General features: G+C 33.7%; 19 protein-coding genes. 14 read left to right on the plus strand and 5 right to left on the minus strand.

Annotated elements, in window-relative coordinates:
* The first annotated feature begins 100 nt into the window (after positions 1-100).
* Positions 101-1,543: an SLAP domain-containing protein gene (locus tag F5ESL0225_RS03285; RefSeq protein WP_122047850.1), complete on the plus strand. Its 1,443-nt coding sequence runs from the start codon at positions 101-103 to the stop codon at positions 1,541-1,543.
* A gap of 506 nt (positions 1,544-2,049) precedes the next feature.
* Positions 2,050-2,175 carry a hypothetical protein gene (locus F5ESL0225_RS08500; protein WP_255409261.1) on the plus strand — a complete coding sequence of 42 codons (126 nt, stop codon included), beginning with the start codon at positions 2,050-2,052 and terminating at the stop codon, positions 2,173-2,175.
* Between the two features lie 160 nt (positions 2,176-2,335).
* Here F5ESL0225_RS08500 and F5ESL0225_RS03290 read toward each other — a convergent pair whose 3' ends face one another.
* The 4 genes from F5ESL0225_RS03290 to def form a co-directional block, all read right to left on the minus strand.
* Positions 2,336-3,286 carry a diacylglycerol kinase family protein gene (locus tag F5ESL0225_RS03290; protein ID WP_122047851.1) on the minus strand — a complete coding sequence of 317 codons (951 nt, stop codon included), beginning with the start codon at positions 3,284-3,286 and terminating at the stop codon, positions 2,336-2,338.
* A 32-nt stretch (positions 3,287-3,318) separates the two neighbouring features.
* The gene (rnjA, locus tag F5ESL0225_RS03295) at positions 3,319-4,998 is read right to left on the minus strand and encodes a ribonuclease J1 (RefSeq protein WP_122021600.1); all 1,680 of its coding nucleotides are present in this window, start codon (positions 4,996-4,998) and stop codon (positions 3,319-3,321) included.
* A 5-nt stretch (positions 4,999-5,003) separates the two neighbouring features.
* The gene (locus F5ESL0225_RS03300; RefSeq protein WP_090091810.1) at positions 5,004-5,228 is read right to left on the minus strand and encodes a DNA-dependent RNA polymerase subunit epsilon; all 225 of its coding nucleotides are present in this window, start codon (positions 5,226-5,228) and stop codon (positions 5,004-5,006) included.
* Between the two features lie 196 nt (positions 5,229-5,424).
* The gene (gene def, locus F5ESL0225_RS03305; protein WP_118896429.1) at positions 5,425-5,979 is read right to left on the minus strand and encodes a peptide deformylase; all 555 of its coding nucleotides are present in this window, start codon (positions 5,977-5,979) and stop codon (positions 5,425-5,427) included.
* A gap of 257 nt (positions 5,980-6,236) precedes the next feature.
* On the opposite strand from def, the gene typA reads away from it, so the two are divergent.
* The 9 genes from typA (at position 6,237) to holA (ending at position 15,931) form a co-directional block, all read left to right on the plus strand.
* On the plus strand, positions 6,237-8,078 hold the full coding sequence (gene typA, locus F5ESL0225_RS03310; protein WP_090091814.1) for a translational GTPase TypA: 1,842 nt from the start codon (positions 6,237-6,239) through the stop codon (positions 8,076-8,078).
* Positions 8,079-8,166: 88 nt separating this feature from the next.
* On the plus strand, positions 8,167-9,345 hold the full coding sequence (locus tag F5ESL0225_RS03315) for an FtsW/RodA/SpoVE family cell cycle protein (protein WP_122047852.1): 1,179 nt from the start codon (positions 8,167-8,169) through the stop codon (positions 9,343-9,345).
* On the plus strand, positions 9,342-9,674 hold the full coding sequence (locus F5ESL0225_RS03320; protein ID WP_122047853.1) for a YlbG family protein: 333 nt from the start codon (positions 9,342-9,344) through the stop codon (positions 9,672-9,674). Before F5ESL0225_RS03315 ends, F5ESL0225_RS03320 begins: the two co-directional genes overlap by 4 nt.
* Before the next feature lie 2 nt (positions 9,675-9,676).
* Positions 9,677-10,228, plus strand: coding sequence for a 16S rRNA (guanine(966)-N(2))-methyltransferase RsmD (gene rsmD / locus F5ESL0225_RS03325; protein WP_122021604.1), 552 nt, complete (start codon positions 9,677-9,679; stop codon positions 10,226-10,228).
* Entirely contained in the window at positions 10,228-10,722 is a 495-nt protein-coding gene (gene coaD, locus F5ESL0225_RS03330) for a pantetheine-phosphate adenylyltransferase (RefSeq protein ID WP_122021605.1), read from the plus strand. The genes rsmD and coaD overlap by 1 nt, the downstream gene beginning before the upstream one ends.
* The gene (locus tag F5ESL0225_RS03335; protein WP_122021606.1) at positions 10,715-11,764 is read left to right on the plus strand and encodes a SepM family pheromone-processing serine protease; all 1,050 of its coding nucleotides are present in this window, start codon (positions 10,715-10,717) and stop codon (positions 11,762-11,764) included. The genes coaD and F5ESL0225_RS03335 overlap by 8 nt, the downstream gene beginning before the upstream one ends.
* 61 nt (positions 11,765-11,825) lie before the next feature.
* Entirely contained in the window at positions 11,826-12,536 is a 711-nt protein-coding gene (locus F5ESL0225_RS03340) for a helix-hairpin-helix domain-containing protein (RefSeq protein ID WP_122021607.1), read from the plus strand.
* A complete protein-coding gene (locus F5ESL0225_RS03345) occupies positions 12,505-14,784 on the plus strand; it encodes a DNA internalization-related competence protein ComEC/Rec2 (protein WP_122021608.1) in 2,280 nt (759 codons plus the stop codon). The genes F5ESL0225_RS03340 and F5ESL0225_RS03345 overlap by 32 nt, the downstream gene beginning before the upstream one ends.
* A 160-nt stretch (positions 14,785-14,944) precedes the next feature.
* Positions 14,945-15,931, plus strand: a complete 987-nt coding sequence (gene holA / locus F5ESL0225_RS03350; protein WP_122021609.1) for a DNA polymerase III subunit delta — start codon at positions 14,945-14,947, stop codon at positions 15,929-15,931.
* Between the two features lie 47 nt (positions 15,932-15,978).
* On the opposite strand, the gene rpsT is transcribed toward holA, so the two are convergent.
* Positions 15,979-16,230 carry a 30S ribosomal protein S20 gene (gene rpsT, locus F5ESL0225_RS03355; RefSeq protein ID WP_090091831.1) on the minus strand — a complete coding sequence of 84 codons (252 nt, stop codon included), beginning with the start codon at positions 16,228-16,230 and terminating at the stop codon, positions 15,979-15,981.
* Positions 16,231-16,428: 198 nt separating this feature from the next.
* Between rpsT and rpsO the strand changes: the two genes are divergently transcribed.
* The 3 genes from rpsO (at position 16,429) to F5ESL0225_RS03370 (ending at position 19,455) form a co-directional block, all read left to right on the plus strand.
* Positions 16,429-16,698, plus strand: a complete 270-nt coding sequence (rpsO, locus tag F5ESL0225_RS03360) for a 30S ribosomal protein S15 (RefSeq protein ID WP_090091833.1) — start codon at positions 16,429-16,431, stop codon at positions 16,696-16,698.
* Between the two features lie 154 nt (positions 16,699-16,852).
* A complete protein-coding gene (locus F5ESL0225_RS03365) occupies positions 16,853-18,619 on the plus strand; it encodes a ribonuclease J (protein ID WP_122021610.1) in 1,767 nt (588 codons plus the stop codon).
* A 2-nt stretch (positions 18,620-18,621) separates the two neighbouring features.
* Positions 18,622-19,455, plus strand: coding sequence for a tetratricopeptide repeat protein (locus F5ESL0225_RS03370; protein ID WP_122021611.1), 834 nt, complete (start codon positions 18,622-18,624; stop codon positions 19,453-19,455).
* The last annotated feature ends 22 nt before the right edge of the window (positions 19,456-19,477 follow it).

Genomic DNA, 19,477 nt, shown 5'->3' on the forward strand with positions numbered 1-19,477 from the left:
TGCTTACCCTTTTTTGCTTGTGTAGTAGAAACTTATTATTTTCAAGTATAAACTATAATTAGAAAATATATTATTTCTTTTTTATTATGAGGTATAAAAAATGAAAAAAAGTAAAAAATTAATAGTTAGTTTAGCGGCAGTTGCTTTGGCAACTGTGCCAGTAATTACCACTAGTCTTAATCAAGCTCATGCAGCACAAACAATTGACCAAACGCAAAATAAAATTGCAACAGACGGTACCTTAACATTAAACCACAACACGCGCATTTATAATCAAAGAGGGCAAAAATTGTACTCTTACCAGGGAAGTAATGGCTTACTTAAAAAAGGGGCGACAGTTAAGTATGCTGATCAGGTTAAAGCAATAACTAATCCGGATACAAAGCGTTACTCGTTCCATGATGATAAATGGAATTGGTTCTACTTGCCATATAAGACAATTAGAGGGCAGGAATATTACAGCATTGGTCACGGTGGCTATATCAAAGCGGCAAATGTTGATAAAATTGATGGTGATAGTTTATATACAAATCAAACAACTGCCACTGTTGAGCATGTAACTCCTAATTCTAAGGGTGGATTAGATGTTTTTGATAGTCATCGAAATAATACTGGCCAAAAAATAAAAATAGGTAAAAAAGTGACTATTGATCGTGAAGCTGTACCATTTGCTTTAGATATGAATTATTATGAAATAGATGGAAATACTCCGTCAGCATTCTATGGTATAAAAAACCAAAATGAATATCTTTATACAGATAAAGTGAGAATTTCTGCACGTCAAATGTTATTGCCATATAGCAATTATACTACTGTAATGATAGGCAAAAATACTCTGGTTTACGATATTAATGGTAAACCAAAAAGCACAAATATAGTTCAAAAATATAAGGAACGGCCAGTTGATGAATTATTATATATATGGGTACCAAGTGATAATCGAGCTGAATTATTTTACAGATTAAGTGATAAACCTAATGAAGGATCGTTTAGTAATTCAACTGATTTTATTAAGGCTAATGATAATAAGTATATTTATGGGCCAAAATTAAAAGCAATAAATACAGCAGATGAAGCTAAAAATTTTGTGGCATTAGCTTCTAATGATGATAAAGAGAGTCTCCAAAGGTTGCTAGATAAAGAAACAAACATTAAAAACAGCGATCCATATAAATTTGGTAGTTACTTAGAAAAGAATACATATTTACATGCGGTTGATAATGGAAAAAAGGTTGTCCAAGAGTCACAGCCAACTCAAGCAGAAATAAATCAGGCTATTTGGAGTTTGCAAGATGCAACTGAAAAATTAAATGGAAAGAAAATAGTAGTTAAAAATATTAATAATCTAACGAAAGAAGAGACCAATCAAGTATATATGCTAGCTAAAAAGTCAATAGGAGAAGAGTATAAAGGGAAAAATATGAATATTGCAATCGAATTTAATCAAGACAGAACTAAACTTCTTCTTCATTTGTATGATAATATAACTGGTTTGAAATCGGAAAAGCAATTAAATATTTCTGATTATGTAACAAAAAAATAACAAAAAGTATACCTATATATTTTTAGGCCTTATGGCTTGCATAATTTAATTCAACAGAAATTTTTGTTTTATTACTAAATTGTTAATAAAAATACCCTAATTTCTTATACATGTAATAAATCGGAAGTATAAAAAACTAATATTGCTTTTTTGCACAGAATTCGATTAGCTTCAAGCTAAAAAATTAGCCCAGAAGTATTTCTGAAATCTGGTAATGATGCTAAAAGGACATACGAGCTGATACAATAAACAACGAATTTTAAGCTAAAAAAGTTGTTGTCTTTGTTTATTGATTAAAGTTAAACAAAAATTATTAAGTATGGCTTAGGGCAACTATTATAATTAAATAGACATGGCCAATTATTACCTAAGACTTTAAAGAGTGGGCAAAAATTAATTGTTGATATAATTGCTACTAGTGATAATTTTGGGGTAAACTTTGTACTCCTGCGTATCTAGATACATTTATTTGCAATTATGATTTTAAAAATACAGTGAGACAACAAATGACCTGGGCCAACATCTTTAATCAGTTATATGATGCACTATATTATGATAAGGACGATTATGGCGAAAGTGCTGCGAATATGATTCATTTTGGTAAAAAAGAAGATATGATAACAATAAAGTAGCATTATTTTATCAAGTTATAATTGGTGGCGGTATTTTGATGAAAGCTTCGGATGTAAAGTATCTAGCTGGTTCGGATTTACCAGTTCCTGAAAAGAAATAGTAATAAATAATTTAAATAAAAAAGCAAGAAACTTTAAAATTTCTTGCTTTTTATATTTTTTAATACCTGAACAAGTTAAATTGCTTGACGGCAAATTCTAGCTTAAAAGAGTTAAGCTTAACTTCTTCACCATCGACCTGTGCAAACTCTTTTTTATTGACAGTGACGGTAATTTTTTCTGCTTCAATATAATGAAATTGGGGATCGTGAATATGCGAACCATCCTTTAATAAGTTAATAAAAAGTTTGACTAATTTATTTAGACCAAATTTTTCAACGACTACGGTATCAATTTTATGATTGTCAATTCGAGCACTAGGTAATAGGGGAATACCACCCCCTAAATAAGGATGGTTAGTTGTAGTAACTAAAAAAGCTTTTTGATAATACCATTGTTGATGATTGCTCTTAATTTCAACATTAAAAGTGTCTTGTTTACGCAAGCCGAATAAAATATTTAGGCCATAGACAAGTTTACCTTTATCTAGCTTATTCAAGATTTTTTTTAATTCGGAAATATTGCTTAAATGATTAACACATGCATCAAAACCAATGCCAAAACTATTGGCAAAATAATAAAGTTGATTAAGATGACCATCTATTTGAAATGAGCCACAATCAACTTTATCGGGTATTAGGCTTTTCTTTAAGCGTAGCAACAAAAGTTTCGGATCAGAAGATAACTTAGCTGCTCGGGCAAAGTCATTACCAGTTCCAGCAGGTAAATAAGCAAAGGGGGTCTCGGGATTGCTTGAGCGTTTAATCCCATTAAGTGCCTCATTAAGTGAACCATCACCACCAATTACTATTAGTACTTCACCTTCATTATGTATATTGCTACCGTATTCTTGAGCAAGTTTAATCGTTTGTCCCGCATAGGTACTTTTCTTAATATCAAAATCAATATTTTCATTTATTAAGAGCAAAACCAATTGATAAAGTATTTTTTTGGCTCGTCCGTTACCGGCAGTTTCATTAACAAGCAGGTGTAATCTTAGTTTTTTGTTCATTAATCCTTATTTTTAAAGCAAAATCAGAAATTTTACTTCTTTTCAACTAGCATTGGTAAAATCATCGGTCGTCTTTTAGTTTTTGAATATAAAAAATCAGAAAGATTATCAACAATTGCCTTACGAATAATACTATCTTTGGGATTTTCAGTTTTATCCATTTCAGTTTTAAGAATATGATAAATATGTTTTTGTGTCTGACTGATTAAATCAGTAGATTCACGCATATAAACAAAGCCGCGACTTAAAACATCAGGTCCTGCTAAAACTCGTTTATGCTTATAGTCAACAGTGGCAACTACAACAACTAGACCATCTTCTGATAAAACTTGGCGATCATGAACCACTACATTCCCCACATCAGCTGTCCCGGATGTATCGACATAAACATCTCCAGCAGGAATGTGTCCAGCAATTCGTGAACCTTCTGGTCCAAAACAAATTACTTCGCCGTTCTCTAAAACAAAAGTGTGGTCTGCTGGTATCCCGGCAGCTTGTGCCAGTTCGGTATGAATTACTTGCATGCGGTATTCACCATGAACTGGAATCATATATTTAGGCTTAGTCAATCTAACCATGATTTTTAATTCTTCTTGCCCACCATGGCCAGAAGTATGTACATTATTTACTCGTCCATGGATAACAGTAGCTCCACCTTCCATTAATTTGTTAATCAGGTGGTTAACACTAAGCGTATTTCCAGGAATTGGGTTTGAAGAAAAAATAACAGTGTCTTCCGGTTGCAGACTTATTTGTCTATGAGTTCCATTTGCAATTCGAGAAAGGGCAGCTAATGGCTCACCTTGGGAACCAGTACATAAAATCATTACTTCATCAGGTGGAGTATGATTAATTTCATTAGCATCAACAATTAGCCCTTCAGGAACACTAAGATAGCCTAAATCAATGCCATTTTGTACGCCATTCTCCATACTTCGACCAAAGATTGCTACTTTACGTCCCGTATCAATTGCTGCTTGAATTGCAGTTGATACGCGATAAAGATTCGAGGCAAAGGTAGCGAAGATAATCCTGCCATGGATACCTGTAATAATGTCATGCAATGATTTGGCTACAAACCGTTCAGATTTAGTAAATTGGGCTACTTCGGCATTGGTTGAATCTGATAATAAAGCTAGCACTCCTTCATTACCTAATTGAGCCATTTGTTGAAAATTAGGTGCTGGCTGGTTCATAACAGGAGTTAAATCAAATTTAAAATCACCTGTAAAAATAACCGCACCTAATGGAGTGTGCACAGCAATTCCCAAGGTATCTGGAATTGAGTGAGTAGTTCTAAAAAAGCTAACGGATAATTTTTTGAATTTTAATACAGTATCTTCATGTTCTTCATGCAATTCTGTTGTTCGTAAGATTCCGTGCTCTTCTAATTTACCTTTGATTAAAGCAAGAGCAAATGGGGTAGCATAAACAGGAATTTCGGGTATTTTTTCAAGTAAAAAAGGTATTCCTCCGATATGATCTTCATGTCCGTGACTTACAACCAGTGCTTTGATTTTTTTTCGATTTTTGATTAGATAGGAATAGTCGGAAATAACATAATTAATACCAAGTAAATCATCTTCAGGGAATTTAATACCACAATCCATAATGACGATTTCATCTTGGTATTGAACACAATACATATTCTTGCCAATTTCGTGCAACCCCCCGATTGCTACGATAGCAACTTCATTATTTTTAATACGCACTTAAATTACTTCTTACTTTCAAAAGATGTTAATTTAAAATCAGCGTGTTCTTTTTCGTATTGCAGTGAATTGCCGGCTAATTCTTGGATGAGTTCGATATTATAGGGGGTATTGTCTTCAACCATTGTTCTAGCCGTAACCATATTTTCTGCCTCTAAATAAAGAGTTTGGGTTGTTTCACGTCGAGGATTGACAACCTTGTCTTTTTGATACAAAACTTTGTAGATCATATTTGTATTCTCCTTAATATTTTTTAAAAAACGTTCTTAATGTAGATACTCAAGGTATCTAACAGCTAGTAAGATTCTACCATAATTGTTATTTCAAGTATAGAAACAAGTTATCAGGATTAATTAAAAAAGCCGCCTGATACAAGTATAAAACTTAGAGTCTGTGAGGCTAAGATCTTAGTATTGGCGGCTTTAATTAGTAAACAATGACAGTATCGTCAGCTAGTTTAAATGGGTCTTGTTTATTAATTCGATCATAAAATAAATGTCCGCGTAAATGTTCAATTTCATGAGAAGCAACAATTGCAGGGTAATCTTTTAAATTAATTATTTTTTCAGTTCCATCAACTGTGTAATATTTTATTTTTAGTTTGTCAGGACGAGGCACATAGCCATCAATTACTTCGTCAACGCTTAAGCAGCCTTCCCCTTCACTTAAACAAGCCTGTTGAACAGATTCAGATAAAATTTCCGGATTAACAAATGTGTCTTTAAAAACTATTTCGCCCTCATTATTTGGTACAAGTAAAGCGGCCATTTGCACACTTTCTCCTACTTGTGGTGCAGCTAAGCCAACACCAGCACGTAATTGGTGTTTTTGAGCAATTTTGGGATCTTGAGAATTAATTAAATATTCCATCATTCTGTCGGCTAATTTTTTATAGTGGTCACTTAAAGGGAAGGATAAAGGTTCAGCTACTTTTCGTAACACTGGATTGCCATCACGGGTTATGTCTTTCATTAAAATCAATTACATTCACTCTTTCACAAAAATTTATATATCTATATTTTTAACATAGGTTAGGCTAATTTGTCCTGTTTTTATTCTATACTAAAATTTTGATTTGAAAAAGAGGGATAAACGTTGACCGTTGTTATAGTTAGGTGTTAAAATCAATGAGCGTAAATATACAGATATGAAACACTTCGATTAGCATGTTTTTGACGTGCCGCCGAAACTGTGACCACGTCACAGTTTTTTTATTGAGGAGTGGAGGAGGAATACTTTTGTCAGAAAAAAGAAGAAACGATATTAGAAATATAGCCATTATAGCTCACGTTGACCATGGTAAAACCACTTTAGTTAATCAATTGTTGAAGCAATCTGATACTCTGTCTGAACACATGACTATAGAAGACCGAGCAATGGATTCAAATGATATTGAACGTGAGCGTGGTATTACTATTTTATCTAAGAATACTGCGGTAAAATTTGGTGACACTACCATTAATATTTTGGATACACCAGGACATGCTGATTTTGGTGGTGAAGTTGAGCGAATTATGCATATGGTTGATGGTGCCTTACTTTTAGTTGATGCATATGAAGGTACAATGCCGCAAACTCGTTTCGTTCTGAAGAAGGCACTGGAAGCTGGTGTTAAACCTGTTGTCGTTATCAATAAAATTGATCGTCCAGGAGCTCGTCCGAAAGAGGTATTAGATGAAGTACTTGAATTATTTATCGAACTCGGTGCTAACGATGAGCAATTAGACTTTCCAGTTGTTTATGCCTCAGCTTTAAATGGTACTTCTTCTTATGATGAAGATCTTTCAACCCAAAAAGAAACGATGGATCCAATTTTTGAAACTATCATTAAGACAATCCCAGCTCCTATTGATAATGTTGATGAGCCATTACAATTCCAGATTACAATGCTTGATTGGGATGATTATGTAGGCCGTATTGGTGTAGGTCGTATCTACCGCGGTCAAGTTAAAGTAGGCGATAATATCACAGTTATGAAGCGCGATGGTTCAAGTCAGAATTTCCGTGTTACTAAATTATTCGGTTTCTTTGGGCTTAAGCGTAATGAAATAACTGAAGCCAAAGCTGGTGACATTATTGCGATTAGTGGTATTAATGATATTTTTGTTGGAGAAACAATTGCTTCAGCTGAAGAACCTGAAGCATTGCCATTTCTTAAAATTGATCCACCAACCTTACAAATGGATTTTGTTGCTAGTGATTCACCTTTTGCTGGACGTGAAGGTGATAAAGTTACCCCAAAGAAATTAGAAGATCGACTAATTAAACAGACTCGGACTGATGTTTCATTGAAAGTTGAGCCCACAGATCAAATTAATGCCTGGACTGTTTCTGGACGTGGGGAATTACACCTTTCCATTTTAGTTGAAGAGCTACGTCGTGAAGGCTTCGAATTACAATTATCCCGGCCAAAGGTTATTTACCGTGAAATTGATGGTACGATGTGTGAGCCATTTGAAGCAGTTCAAGTTGATACTCCTGATGAATATGTTGGTTCGGTAATCGATTCTCTTTCCCAAAGAAAAGGTGAAATGAAGAATATGGCTTCAACCGGCAATAACCAAACTCGTTTAGATTTCTTGGTTCCATCGCGCGGATTAATCGGCTATAACAACGAATTCATGTCGCAAACAGGTGGTTATGGCATTATGAACCACAGTTTTGATTCATATAAGCCTGTGGTAAAGAATTGGGAACCTGGACGTAAAAACGGCGCTCTAGTTTCAATCAGTCAAGGTAAGTCAACTACATATTCTTTACAAACCGTTGAACAACGTGGTGAGTTATTTATTGGCGCGGGTGTTGAAGTCTATGAAGGAATGATTGTTGGTCAGTCTTCACGTGATCGCGACATTGCAGTTAACGTTATTAAGGGTAAGAATTTAACTAACACGCGGGCAGCTGGTAAGGACCATGCGGCTGCAATTAGAACACCGAAGAATATGACTTTAGAAGAAGCAATTGAATTTTTAAATGATGATGAATATTGTGAAGTAACTCCAGAATCTATTCGTCTTCGTAAAAAGATTTTAAATACTTCTGAACGACAAAAGGCTGATAAAAAGCGTAATCGTAATTAAGTAACAATATTAAAGGCACTCACTAATGAAGTGGTGTCTTTTTTGTTTTATAATTACAGAGACAACTTACTTAATAGGAGGTCTACTTGTGCGCCAAAAATTACATCATCTTGATTTTTCGATTTTGGTACCATATTTATTGCTAGTTATTTTTGGGATAATTATGGTATATTCTGCTAGTTCAAACATTATGTTAGTGAATGGTTTTAAGCCAAGTTTTTATGGTATACGGCAAGCTTGGTATGCCATAATTGCTATTTTTGTTTTTGCTAGCTTAAGTTTCTTTTTAAAATTGGAAATTTTCAAAGAGCGCAAATTTGTTATTTGCTTTTTAGAAATCAGCTTGATTTTATTACTATATTTAATTGCTTTAAAGATTATTAAAGGTTCTGACGCTGCCGTTAATGGGGCAGTTGGCTGGATTGATCTAAAAGTAATCAAAATACAGCCACTAGAAATTGCAAAACTAGCCTTGGTCATTTATTTGGCTTATTTTTTAGATCGACACGATGGCAGTTTTAGTAAGGGTAATATTGTTGAAAACTTATATCGACCTGCAATTTTAGCCGCATTTATGATGTTTTTAGTAGTTATTGAACCGGATTTAGGCGGTACGGCAATTTTAGCAATGATAGTCATTGTTATGTTCTCTTTATCAGGAATCCCGGTTAAAAATGCGTTGATTTTTTTATTTAGTATTGCTGCAACTGTTACTTTACTAGTTTTTTTAATTATTCATTGGAATCCTAAATTCTTACAAGATAATTATCAATATCAACGACTAATGTCTTTTATGCATCCATTTGAACTTGAGCAAAAGGGTGGCGCTCAATTGGTTAATTCCTATTATGCTATTCACAATGGTGGCTTGTTTGGTGTTGGTCTAGGTAATAGTATGCAAAAAAGAGGCTATTTACCGGAACCATATACTGACTTTATTTTATCTATCGTAGCTGAAGAACTAGGTGTTATTGGTGCTTTGGTGGTATTAGGCATATTATTTTATTTAATGTGGCGGATTATGGAAGTTGGAATAAAGGCTAAGTCACAATTTAATGCGCTAGTGTGTTTTGGAATTACTACAATTATATTTACTGAAACATTATTTAATGTTGGTGCAGTTATTGGACTATTACCGATTACAGGAGTTACATTGCCATTTATTTCATATGGGGGATCGTCCTTAATTGTTTTGTCTACGGCAATAGGACTTGCTCTTAATATAGCTGCTAACGAAAAGATAAGAAGGGAAATGGATAATAGATGAGTGTTAATCAAGACCTGGCTAATACCCAGTTAACTTCGAGACAAGGACTAATTGTTTATCTTAATTCCATAAGTAATCAATATAAGTTACGTAGTTTCGGTGATATTGTTTATTCTTCGAATAAATTGCGCTATTGTATTCTATATGTAAATCAAAATGATGTGGAAAAGATAATTACAATATTAGAGGCTCAGGATTTTGTCAATTGTATTGAAAAAACTATGGCAGATAATATTAATCTAGACAGTAAGCATATTGAACAACAAATAAGTGAAATGGCTAAGACTGCTGGAGAAGAATTAGAAAAAAATAAAGATATGGAAAATTAGCGATGAGAATTATTTCTGGTAAATTTGCAAAACGAAATTTATTTACTTTGAAGAGTCAAAAAACTAGGCCTACAAGTGATAAAGTCAAAGAATCGTTATTTAACAGTTTAGGCCAATTTTTTGCTGGTGGGCAAGTATTGGATTTATATGGCGGTAGCGGCGCATTAGCAATAGAAGCAGTCTCACGTGGCTATAGTCACGCAGCAATTGTCGATATTAACTATCAAGCAGTCGCGATAATTCGGAAAAATGTCGCCTTGACTGGTGAGGAAAACCGATTTGATGTGTATAAAATGTCAAGTAATTTAGCACTTAAGCAATTTTCTATTAAGGGACAAAAATTTGATTTGGTCTTCTTGGATCCCCCCTATGCTAAGCAGCAAATCAGTGCTGATATGCAAAAAATGGTTAGATTAGATTTGCTAGCTGAACAAGCGGTTGTTGTAGCAGAAACAGATGAAGGAAGTAATTTAGGTGAAGTTAGTGGCTTTAGTTTGGAAAAACAACATCACCTAGGACGAACGATAGTTAGCTTTTATCGAAAGGAAAAATAATGACTAAAGCACTCTTTCCTGGCAGTTTTGATCCAGTTACTAACGGACACGTTGGAATAATTAAGCAGGCAGCTAAGTTATTCGATCAAGTAGATGTATTAATAATGACTAATACTGCTAAACATTATCTTTTTTCACCTGATGAACGAGTAAATCTGGTTGAAGATGCAATAAGTAATTTATCCAACGTTCAAGTTATCAAAAGACCTGACCAACTAACAGTCAATGTTGCACGTCAATTAGATGCGACGGTAATTGTTCGCGGGGTACGAAACACAGAGGATTTCTTATATGAACAGCAAATTGCAGCCATGAATAAAGTGTTGGCACCAGAAATTGAGACAATTTTATTATTTACTCAACCTCAAGAAAGTTTTATTGCTTCAAGTATCGTTAAGGAAGTTGCGCGGTTTGAGGGAGAAGTTGAATCATTTTTACCAGCAACTGCTGCTCGGGAATTGAAGAAAAAAATGAGGTCAACTAATAATGAGTAATACGAAGCAACAAAATAAAAAAGGTAAGCAATCTACAATTAAATGGCTATTTTCAATTCTAGCAATATTGGCAATAATTATTGGCTTAAGTTGGCCAACCAATTATTATATTGAAATGCCTGGTGAGGCTGTGGCCACTAATCACTTTATTAAAAGTCAAAAAAAAGTACCCCAAAATTTTTATCTAGTTACGGTTAGTGAAACTAGTCAACCGGCATCAGTTTTTGAATATCTGCTAAGTTACACCCAAAAATTTGCTACTAGAGTACCCAAAGATGAGCTATTAGGCAATGCTACAAATAGTCAATATCAAGAATTACAAAAATGGTATATGCAAACTAGTCAGCAGAATGCCATTTATTATGCCGCTAAAAGAGCTAAGTTAAGGCCAAAGTTAAATTATGAAGGCGTCTATGTGATGCAAGTGCAAAAGAATTCTAGCTTTAAAAATAAACTTAAAGTTGGCGATACAGTCCTGGGCGCTGATCAGCATAATTTTCACTCAACTGCAGAAATGATGTCATACTTTCAAAAGAAAAAGATTGGTACAAAAGTTAAAATTAAAGTTTTACGAAACCAAAAGTACTATACTTTTTCTGGGAAAATTGTTAAAGTTGCCGGCACTGGCAAGGCCGGAATTGGCATTCAGTTAGTTGAACACATTAAAGTAACTACTAAGCCTAAACTTAAAATTGATGCTGGTGAAATTGGCGGACCATCAGCGGGCTTAATGTTTACGTTAACAAGTTATGAAATTTTTACTCAAGGTAAATTAGCTAAGGGACATAAGATAGCGGGTACTGGTACAGTTGCACCTGATGGTAAAGTTGGTGTCATTGGTGGAGTAGACAAAAAAGTTGTGGCTGCTGATAAAGCTGGAGCGGAAGTGTTTTTTGCCCCAACGGATACTTCGGTCGTTAAACAATCTGAAAGTAATTATGTAGTTGCTAAAAAAACTGCCCAAAAAATTGGGACTAAAATGAAAATAGTTCCAGTGCACACAGTCGATGATGCAATAAACTATTTGACAAATAATTATTAAAAAAAGCTCAGAAAAAATTCTGAGCTTTTTTTTCGTATATAACTTTAAGGAGGAAAGAGGAATGAATTGGGAAAAGATCAGGGATTGGCTCATTGAGCATAAGCAATACGTCATTATAGGGGTAATTTTTATTTTTATTGTATTTTGGAATAAATATGAAAATCGTGCACCAACCGTTGATGACCAGTTGGGTATTAAACAAACACATGTTCAAAAGAGTGCTTCAAATAAGCAAAAACAGCAGAAGAATGAAGTTGATAAGCCGCAATTTGTAGCAAGAAACAGTGATATAACTTGCGATATTTCAGGTGCTATTAAGCACCAAGGAGTCTATACTTTAAAAAATGGTGCAAGGCTACAGGAACTAATAACGGCAGCAGGTGGAATTGTAAGCAATGCCCAGCTAAAGAATGTAAATCGAGCATTAATTTTAAAAGATCAAGACAAGATTCACATTCCATATAAAGGTGAGAAAATCAAAATAAGTGAAATAATTATTTCTGCAAATTCAAGTCAAGGTGAAGCAGCAAGTACCTCTGCGACCGCAGTAGCAGCTACTAATTCTAATCAATCGGCTACGGGGAAAGTAAATATCAATACTGCAAACGAACAGGATTTACAAAAGCTAACTGGAATTGGTGAAAAAAAGGCAGCTCAAATAATTGCTTATCGTCAAAAAAATGGTCTTTTTAAAAGAATTGAAGATTTAAAGCAAGTTTCAGGTATTGGAGATAAAACTTTTGCAGCACTTAAAAATCAACTGGAAATTTAGGCAGCAGTTACAGCCAGGATTTTTTTTACTTACTGCGCTCTTATTTATTGACTTGAGTTTTTTAATATATCAGTGTTTCAAAATAGAACAAACAATTGTTTGTAGTTTATTCGGATTATATTTTATTTATTTATTATTAAAAAAATATTCAGCTTTAAAAAATGTATTAGCATTATTTTTGATTTTAGCAGCTGTAAGTGTAACTTTAAACAGGCACCATCCAACTTTTTCCCTTACTAGTAGTTCTTCAATTGAACTTTATCCTGATCAAGTAAACTTAAAGGATAATTGGCTTACTGGGGTAGGTAAGGTAAAAGGGACCCCAGTTTTAGTAACAGCAACTATTACGGATATGCAAAAAAAGCAACTGGAGCGTGGCTATCAAGTAGTTTTAACTAAGCTTAATGGGGAAGTTAAAAAAATTGATCAAGCAACTAATTATGGTCAATTCGATTTACGTAAATATTACTTAGGAAAAAATATAACGCAGCAGATTAATTTAAAGAGTTGTCATATTAAAACTCGAGTAGCTGGAATGATAAATTATTTACATTATTTACGCTTTTGTTTACAGTCTTATTTTAAAAAAATGCCACAATTACTATGCTTTTTTAGTAGTGAGTTGATATTAGGGGAAAATCCTAGTCAAGCTAATCAGCCGATTCTAGATAATTATCGCGATCTTGGCGTTATTCATATCTTGAGTATTTCAGGGTTACATGTAGGCATATATACTATACTTATTAGCACTATCTGCTGCTATTTTAAATTAACAGAATTTGAAACTTTTGCTTGCTGTGTGCCACTTTTATTAGGAGGAATTTTTTTTAGTAATTACCAAGCAGGCTTTATTCGGGCCAGCTTATCTTATTTTTTAAGCCAGATGTTCAAATTTCATCGCTTTCCAATTACTAAATTAGACTTACTAGGGCTGACATGCTTAGTCCATTTATTAATTGATCCACGTTTAATGATGCAAGCTGGGGCTCTTTTAAGTTATGTACTTAGTTTGGGCTTGGCTATTACAGATAAGCTACCTAATTTTAAACAGTCATTATTATTAAATATCTTTTTAGCCCCTTTGCTATTACTCTTCTTTTTCCAGTTAAATCTATTAACTGTAATTTTCAATTTGTTGATTGTGCCTTATTTTAACTACATTATACTGCCACTTACTTTTATAAATTTACTAACTTTTAGCCTTGTACCTAGCATGAGTACGGTTTTTGAAAAAATTTTAATGCTGGGAGAGCAACAAATCGGTAGCCTATCGGCTTCTAAAATTGGCCTATTAACTTTTGGTAAAATCAATTGGTGGCAATGCCTACTGCTAATTAGCTTAACAATAATTTTACTGTCTGATCAGAATGAGCCATATTTTAATCGGTTGCAACGAAAGTGGCTCTTTCAAAGTATAGGGTGGCTATACCTGATTTTGTTTTTAATAATTCATTTTCCGTTAACTGGTCAAGTAACTTTTATTGATGTTGGGCAAGGAGATAGCATTTTAATTACAACGCCTTTTCCTAGGAGAGCTTATCTGATAGATACTGGTGGTAAGCTTAATTTTAGTAAGCAAAAAGTGCAACCACAAATCAATAAAATTACGCTTCCCTTTTTAAAAGCTCAGGGAATTAGCAAACTTAATGGCATTTTTGTAACGCATAAGGATACTGACCATATTGGAGATTTAGGACCACTTATGAGTCAAATTCCAGTCGAAAGATTATATTTTGCACAAGGGTTGATGGCTAATCCTTCTTTTAAAAAGCGTATAGAAAAGCGCATAAAATTGAATCAGTTAGTGCAATTATTAGCGGGACAAGAAATTAAGGAACCACAAATTAAATTTAATATCGTTTATCCCTTTAAACCGGGACAAGGCGAAAATAAAGATTGCTTATCAATTTTTTTCAAAGTTGCAAATAAAAGCTGGTTATTTACCGGCGATTTAGACCAAGAAGGTGAACAAAAGTTGATGGCTAAATATAATTTACAGGCTAATTATTTCAAATTAGGTCATCATGGTAGTAAAACCTCGTCTAATCCTGATTTTTTACATAAATTAGCGCCAGAAATTGTCTTTATTTCAGCTGGTCGCAATAATCGCTTTGGACATCCTCATGTAGAAACTATTGCTACACTTAAAAAATTAGGCATTCCCTGGGTTTCAACACAGGATTGCGGTATGATTTCTTGGACATATGGTAAGTTTACTAAACCTAAATTTAATCGTTTTCTAAAGTAAAAATAAGTTAGCAATATTGCCGTTTTATTAACTTGGCTAAATTCTGATTTTGAATATATACTTTATTTCATCATAAATTAGGCGTGGGTTTCAACAGTAGACTATGATATGATTAATTAGATTTATACCAAATTTTAGGTTTTGATAATGGTGAGTAGCGATGACTTTACTTTCTTTATTTAAAAATTCAAGTAAGAATAATCCGCAAACGCTGATTACGGGAAATGATGCCTTTTTAAATGATTATTTGGCTGCCTCATTTACACATGAAGAAGCTTTTTCTGGCTTTGACTATCTAACTATTGATTGTGAAAATGATGGGCTAGATTTGTTGATAGCTGATTTAACTGAATCAAGTCTATTTAGTCAGAAAAAGGTAATTTTGGTGAAAAATCCATTTTTTTTAAAGGCTAAGGTTCCACAAAAATTAAAAAAGCAAACGGACCAACTACAAAAAATTTTTACTAATATTGAGCAGCTAGATGATATTGTTGTGCTAGTTGCTTCGTATGACAAACTTGATCGACGCAAAAAGTTAACGAAAACTGTCTTAAATAAGTTTAATGTTGTTGATACCACAGTAAAAAGTTACGAAGTTGGGAAAATAATTCAGGCAATTATGAATACCCAGGGTTATGAAATTTCAAGATCAGCATTACAATTGTTACTTGAACGAAGTGATCAAGTTTTAGATACTGCACTAAGTAATTTTAATAAGTTAAAGCTAGTTGCAGATAATGGCAAAATTACATCTGAATTAGTTGAAAAAAATATTGACCTTTCTTTGGCACAAAATATTTTTGCAATTTTGGAAGCTGCACTAAAACATGATTATCAAGAAGCAATTGATCGATTAGAAAATCAGTTGCGTGAAGGAACTAATCCCATCCAACTACTTGCTGTTTTTGAAAATCAGTTAGAATTAATTTTGGTAGTCAAAATTTTACAGCAGCGAAGCAGAACGGAAATGGAAATTGCTAAAACACTAGGGGTACATCCCTATCGGGTAAAGGTGGCCCTTAGCAACAAATTTGCAGTTACTCAGATAGAAAAGTTGCTTGAGCAGGCGATTGAGCTAGATTTCAATTATAAAAATGGTCAATATCGGGAAAGTGTTTTTTTGAAATTATTTATTTTAAGCATATAAAAAGCAAGAATGAACTCATTCTTGCTTTTTAATTTAGTTATACAAGTTTATTTGGCTAACTTAGCTAAGCGGCTCTTGTCACGACTAGCCTTGTTCTTATGAATAAGACCCTTTGAAGCAGCCTTATCTAATGCACGGGCAGCAGCAACATGTAATTCGGAGGCGTTTTCAGCACCAGCAGCTTGAGCAACCTTGAACTTCTTAACAGCAGTTCTTAATTGATTCAATTGAGCGGCATTGCGCTTTCTAGTAGCGTCTTGAGTTTTAACACGTTTAATAGCTGACTTGATTTGTGGCATAAAATTCACCTCCAATAATCGTAAATTCACTTAGTAAATTATACTGAAGAATAATTGCAGATGCAAGCTAATTTATACTTGCTTTTTAAAAAAATAATCTGTATTATACTATTGTTGTGAACCGTTAACGCTGTTTGCACGCTCACACCTGACGGTTAACGTTGTTAACGGCAATTATTTAATGAAAGGTGAAATATTATGGCAATTTCAAAAGCAGAAAAAGATGAAATTATTAAAAAGTTTGCGACTCATGAAGGTGATACTGGATCAACAGAAGTTCAAGTTGCAATATTAACAACAGATATTAACAATTTAACTGAACATATGCGTAATCATTCGCATGACCACCACTCATATGTTGGTTTATTGAAAAAGATCGGTCATCGCCGTAACTTGCTTCGTTATTTGCAAGATAATGATATTAATCGCTACCGTGAATTGATTAAGAAGCTTGGTTTACGTCGTTAATTTAATAAAATAAAAAGTCAGTTCGAACTAGGAACTGACTTTTTATTTTTCTCATCATTAATTTTTATGCTAGAATGAAAAAAGACACTTTTTTACGTTGTGATCGTAATGATCCATAAAATAACAATTGAATAGCAATAGAAAAGGAAATATGATGACTGATCAAGTTAAACTAATGATTTTGGGCGGCGTACGTGAGCAAGGAAAAGACATGTTTGCTGTCCAAGTAAATGACGAAATTTATATTCTTGATGCTGGTTTAAAATATCCTGATAGTACTTTGTTTGGAATTGATTTGGTTATCCCAGATCTTGATTTTTTTGAGCAGTATAGTGATCAGGTAGTTGGCATCTTTTTAACACATGGACATGCTGATTCTATCGGGGCATTGCCATATATATTACGTAAGTATGATATTCCGGTTTTTGGTTCGCAGCTCACAATTGAATTAGCAAAAATAAAAGTTAAACGTGAAAATAAGCGTCTAAAGACAAGTCTTTTTCATGTGATTGATGCAGATACAGAAATTGAATTTAAAAATTCTAATATTTCTTTCTTTCACACCACGCATTCAATTCCAGATTCCTTAGGAATTGATGTTCATACAAATGCGGGTGAGATAGTTTATACCGGTGATTTTAAATTTGATTTATCTGCAGCACCAAATTATCGGACTGATTTAGATAGATTGGCAGAAATTTCACAAAAAAATGTCTTGGCTTTGTTAAGTGACTCTTCTAATGCTGAAGCCACCTTACCAAATGTTTCGGAACAAGAAATTGGCGAATATGTGACTAATGTCTTCCGTAATGCAAAGGGAAGAGTGATTGTTGCAGCCAAAGCTTCTAATTTGATTCGTATACAGGAAGTATTAAATGCTGCTTATAGAACTGGTAAAAAAGTGTTGTTAACAGGCCGAGATGTTGCCAAAATTGTCCGTACAGCGATGGGCTTAGGTTATTTAAAAGTGCCGAAGGGGCTTTTGATACGTGTTAAAGACTTAAAGGAAATACCAGAAAATAAAGTGGTTATCCTTGAAACAGGTCAAATGGGCGAGCCCCTTAATTCATTACAGAATATGGCCAAGAAGCGCCATACGATGATTACCATTCATCCCGGAGATCTCGTTTTTATTGCAACTACTCCTTCTCATGCAGTTGAAACAACAGTAGCACAAACCAGCGATATGGTTTATCAAGCAGGTGGAAGGGTTATTGAATTAGGGCGTGCTAAAAGTACGAGTGGGCATGCTACAGGGACCGATTTACAAATGTTAATTAGTATCCTCAAGCCTAAATTTGTAATACCAGTTATTGGTGAATATCGCTTACTTGAAGCCCATAAAGACTTAGCAGTTAAAGCAGGAATAAGTCAAGAAAATGTAATAGTTACGCGTAATGGTGATTGTTTAAACTATGATTTTAAACAAGCTAAATTTTATTTGACTGACCCGGTTCCAGGTGATGATATCATGATAGATGGTTCTGGTATTGGAGATGTAGGTAATATTGTGCTACGTGACCGGGAGGTTCTTTCTGATGATGGGATTTTTATTGCAGTAGTAACTATTGATCGCCGAAAGAAAAAAATTATAGCTCAACCTCAAGTTACTAGTAGAGGTTTCGTTTATATTAAAGCAAATCGACAATTGATGCAGGATAGTGTTGAGTTAATTAAAAGCACAATTAAAAATAATTTTGAACATAAAAAGTTTGATTGGACTGAAATCAAACAGGATGTACGCAATGATTTAGAGAAGTTTTTGTACAAAAAAACTAATCGGCGACCGGTTGTTTTACCGGTGGTAATGGAAGTTAACCAAAACCGACACCGAGCTTTACAAAAACGCAACGGCAAAAATAACGATTACCACTCAGTTGATGTAAATAAATCTGGCAAGCGAATTATTAAGAAAGATTAATTATGACTACATTAAGTCAAAAAAATTTATTGCAGCTTGCAAGAAAAAATGAGTTAGATGGCAATGTGACACTAGCCATTCAAAACTTGGAAGAAGCACTACGTGATGGCTCAAGTCAAGAAATAGTTTTAATGCTTTGTGAATTATATTTAAAAGATAAGCAGGAATATGCTGCATATAGTTTGATTAAAGAAGAAAGAGATCTTTTTTCAGATAAAACTATTTTTACTGAATATAGTAAAATTTTAAAGGCTAATCATTTTGCTATTGAAGCTTTTGAAGTAACTAATTTGACCAAAGGAGAACTAGCTATTTCTGTTGAACCAGTAAGCATAACTGAACAACAAGAATTGATGCTTAAGTTTAAGCAACTACAACAGCCTACGCAATATGATTATCAGCAACTATTTAAATTAAGCTTAGCTAATTTTAAATTTTTTGCACAAAGTTTGTTAGTTGATCCAACTTTGAACTTTGCAGTAAGAATAGCACTCTGTGAAGATTTTGTACGGCTTGGTTTGAAAGATAAGATTAGCGTAGTCATTCTAGGTAATTTAGTGAAATTTATTCCAGCTGATACTAATTTATTAAAAGATGAGCCAATATATCGTGAAGTAATATCGGGCATAGGAGCAAAATATTATCATCGGCCAAGTCAATTACCAGTAGTTTTAGCTGAAGTTAACTTGATTTTAGGTAGTCTTTATCCTATGATAAATAAGTACGTTGATGAGCCTGATAGTTTCGCTAGCGATATTGCTTCTTACATTGATAACCACGATGGTAGGGGTAATCAAAAGCTGTTCGAAACAATCGAACTTAATTTGCCTAAATAATTTAAACAAAGGGGTTTACTTT

It is taken from the genome of Lactobacillus sp. ESL0225, from assembly GCF_003692905.1.
GTDB classification, from domain to species: domain Bacteria; phylum Bacillota; class Bacilli; order Lactobacillales; family Lactobacillaceae; genus Lactobacillus; species Lactobacillus bombicola.

Coding starts and splice junctions, on each gene's coding strand:
- F5ESL0225_RS03320 (WP_122047853.1), top strand. CDS start 9,342: ATGAGTGTTAATCAAGACCTGGCTAATACCCAGTTAACTTCGAGACAA.
- F5ESL0225_RS03365 (WP_122021610.1), top strand. CDS start 16,853: ATGACTGATCAAGTTAAACTAATGATTTTGGGCGGCGTACGTGAGCAA.
- F5ESL0225_RS03335 (WP_122021606.1), top strand. CDS start 10,715: ATGAGTAATACGAAGCAACAAAATAAAAAAGGTAAGCAATCTACAATT.
- coaD (WP_122021605.1), top strand. CDS start 10,228: ATGACTAAAGCACTCTTTCCTGGCAGTTTTGATCCAGTTACTAACGGA.
- rsmD (WP_122021604.1), top strand. CDS start 9,677: ATGAGAATTATTTCTGGTAAATTTGCAAAACGAAATTTATTTACTTTG.
- rpsO (WP_090091833.1), top strand. CDS start 16,429: ATGGCAATTTCAAAAGCAGAAAAAGATGAAATTATTAAAAAGTTTGCG.
- F5ESL0225_RS03300 (WP_090091810.1), bottom strand. CDS start 5,228: ATGATCTACAAAGTTTTGTATCAAAAAGACAAGGTTGTCAATCCTCGA.
- F5ESL0225_RS03370 (WP_122021611.1), top strand. CDS start 18,622: ATGACTACATTAAGTCAAAAAAATTTATTGCAGCTTGCAAGAAAAAAT.
- F5ESL0225_RS03340 (WP_122021607.1), top strand. CDS start 11,826: ATGAATTGGGAAAAGATCAGGGATTGGCTCATTGAGCATAAGCAATAC.
- F5ESL0225_RS08500 (WP_255409261.1), top strand. CDS start 2,050: ATGACCTGGGCCAACATCTTTAATCAGTTATATGATGCACTATATTAT.
- holA (WP_122021609.1), top strand. CDS start 14,945: ATGACTTTACTTTCTTTATTTAAAAATTCAAGTAAGAATAATCCGCAA.
- rpsT (WP_090091831.1), bottom strand. CDS start 16,230: ATGCCACAAATCAAGTCAGCTATTAAACGTGTTAAAACTCAAGACGCT.
- F5ESL0225_RS03285 (WP_122047850.1), top strand. CDS start 101: ATGAAAAAAAGTAAAAAATTAATAGTTAGTTTAGCGGCAGTTGCTTTG.
- F5ESL0225_RS03290 (WP_122047851.1), bottom strand. CDS start 3,286: ATGAACAAAAAACTAAGATTACACCTGCTTGTTAATGAAACTGCCGGT.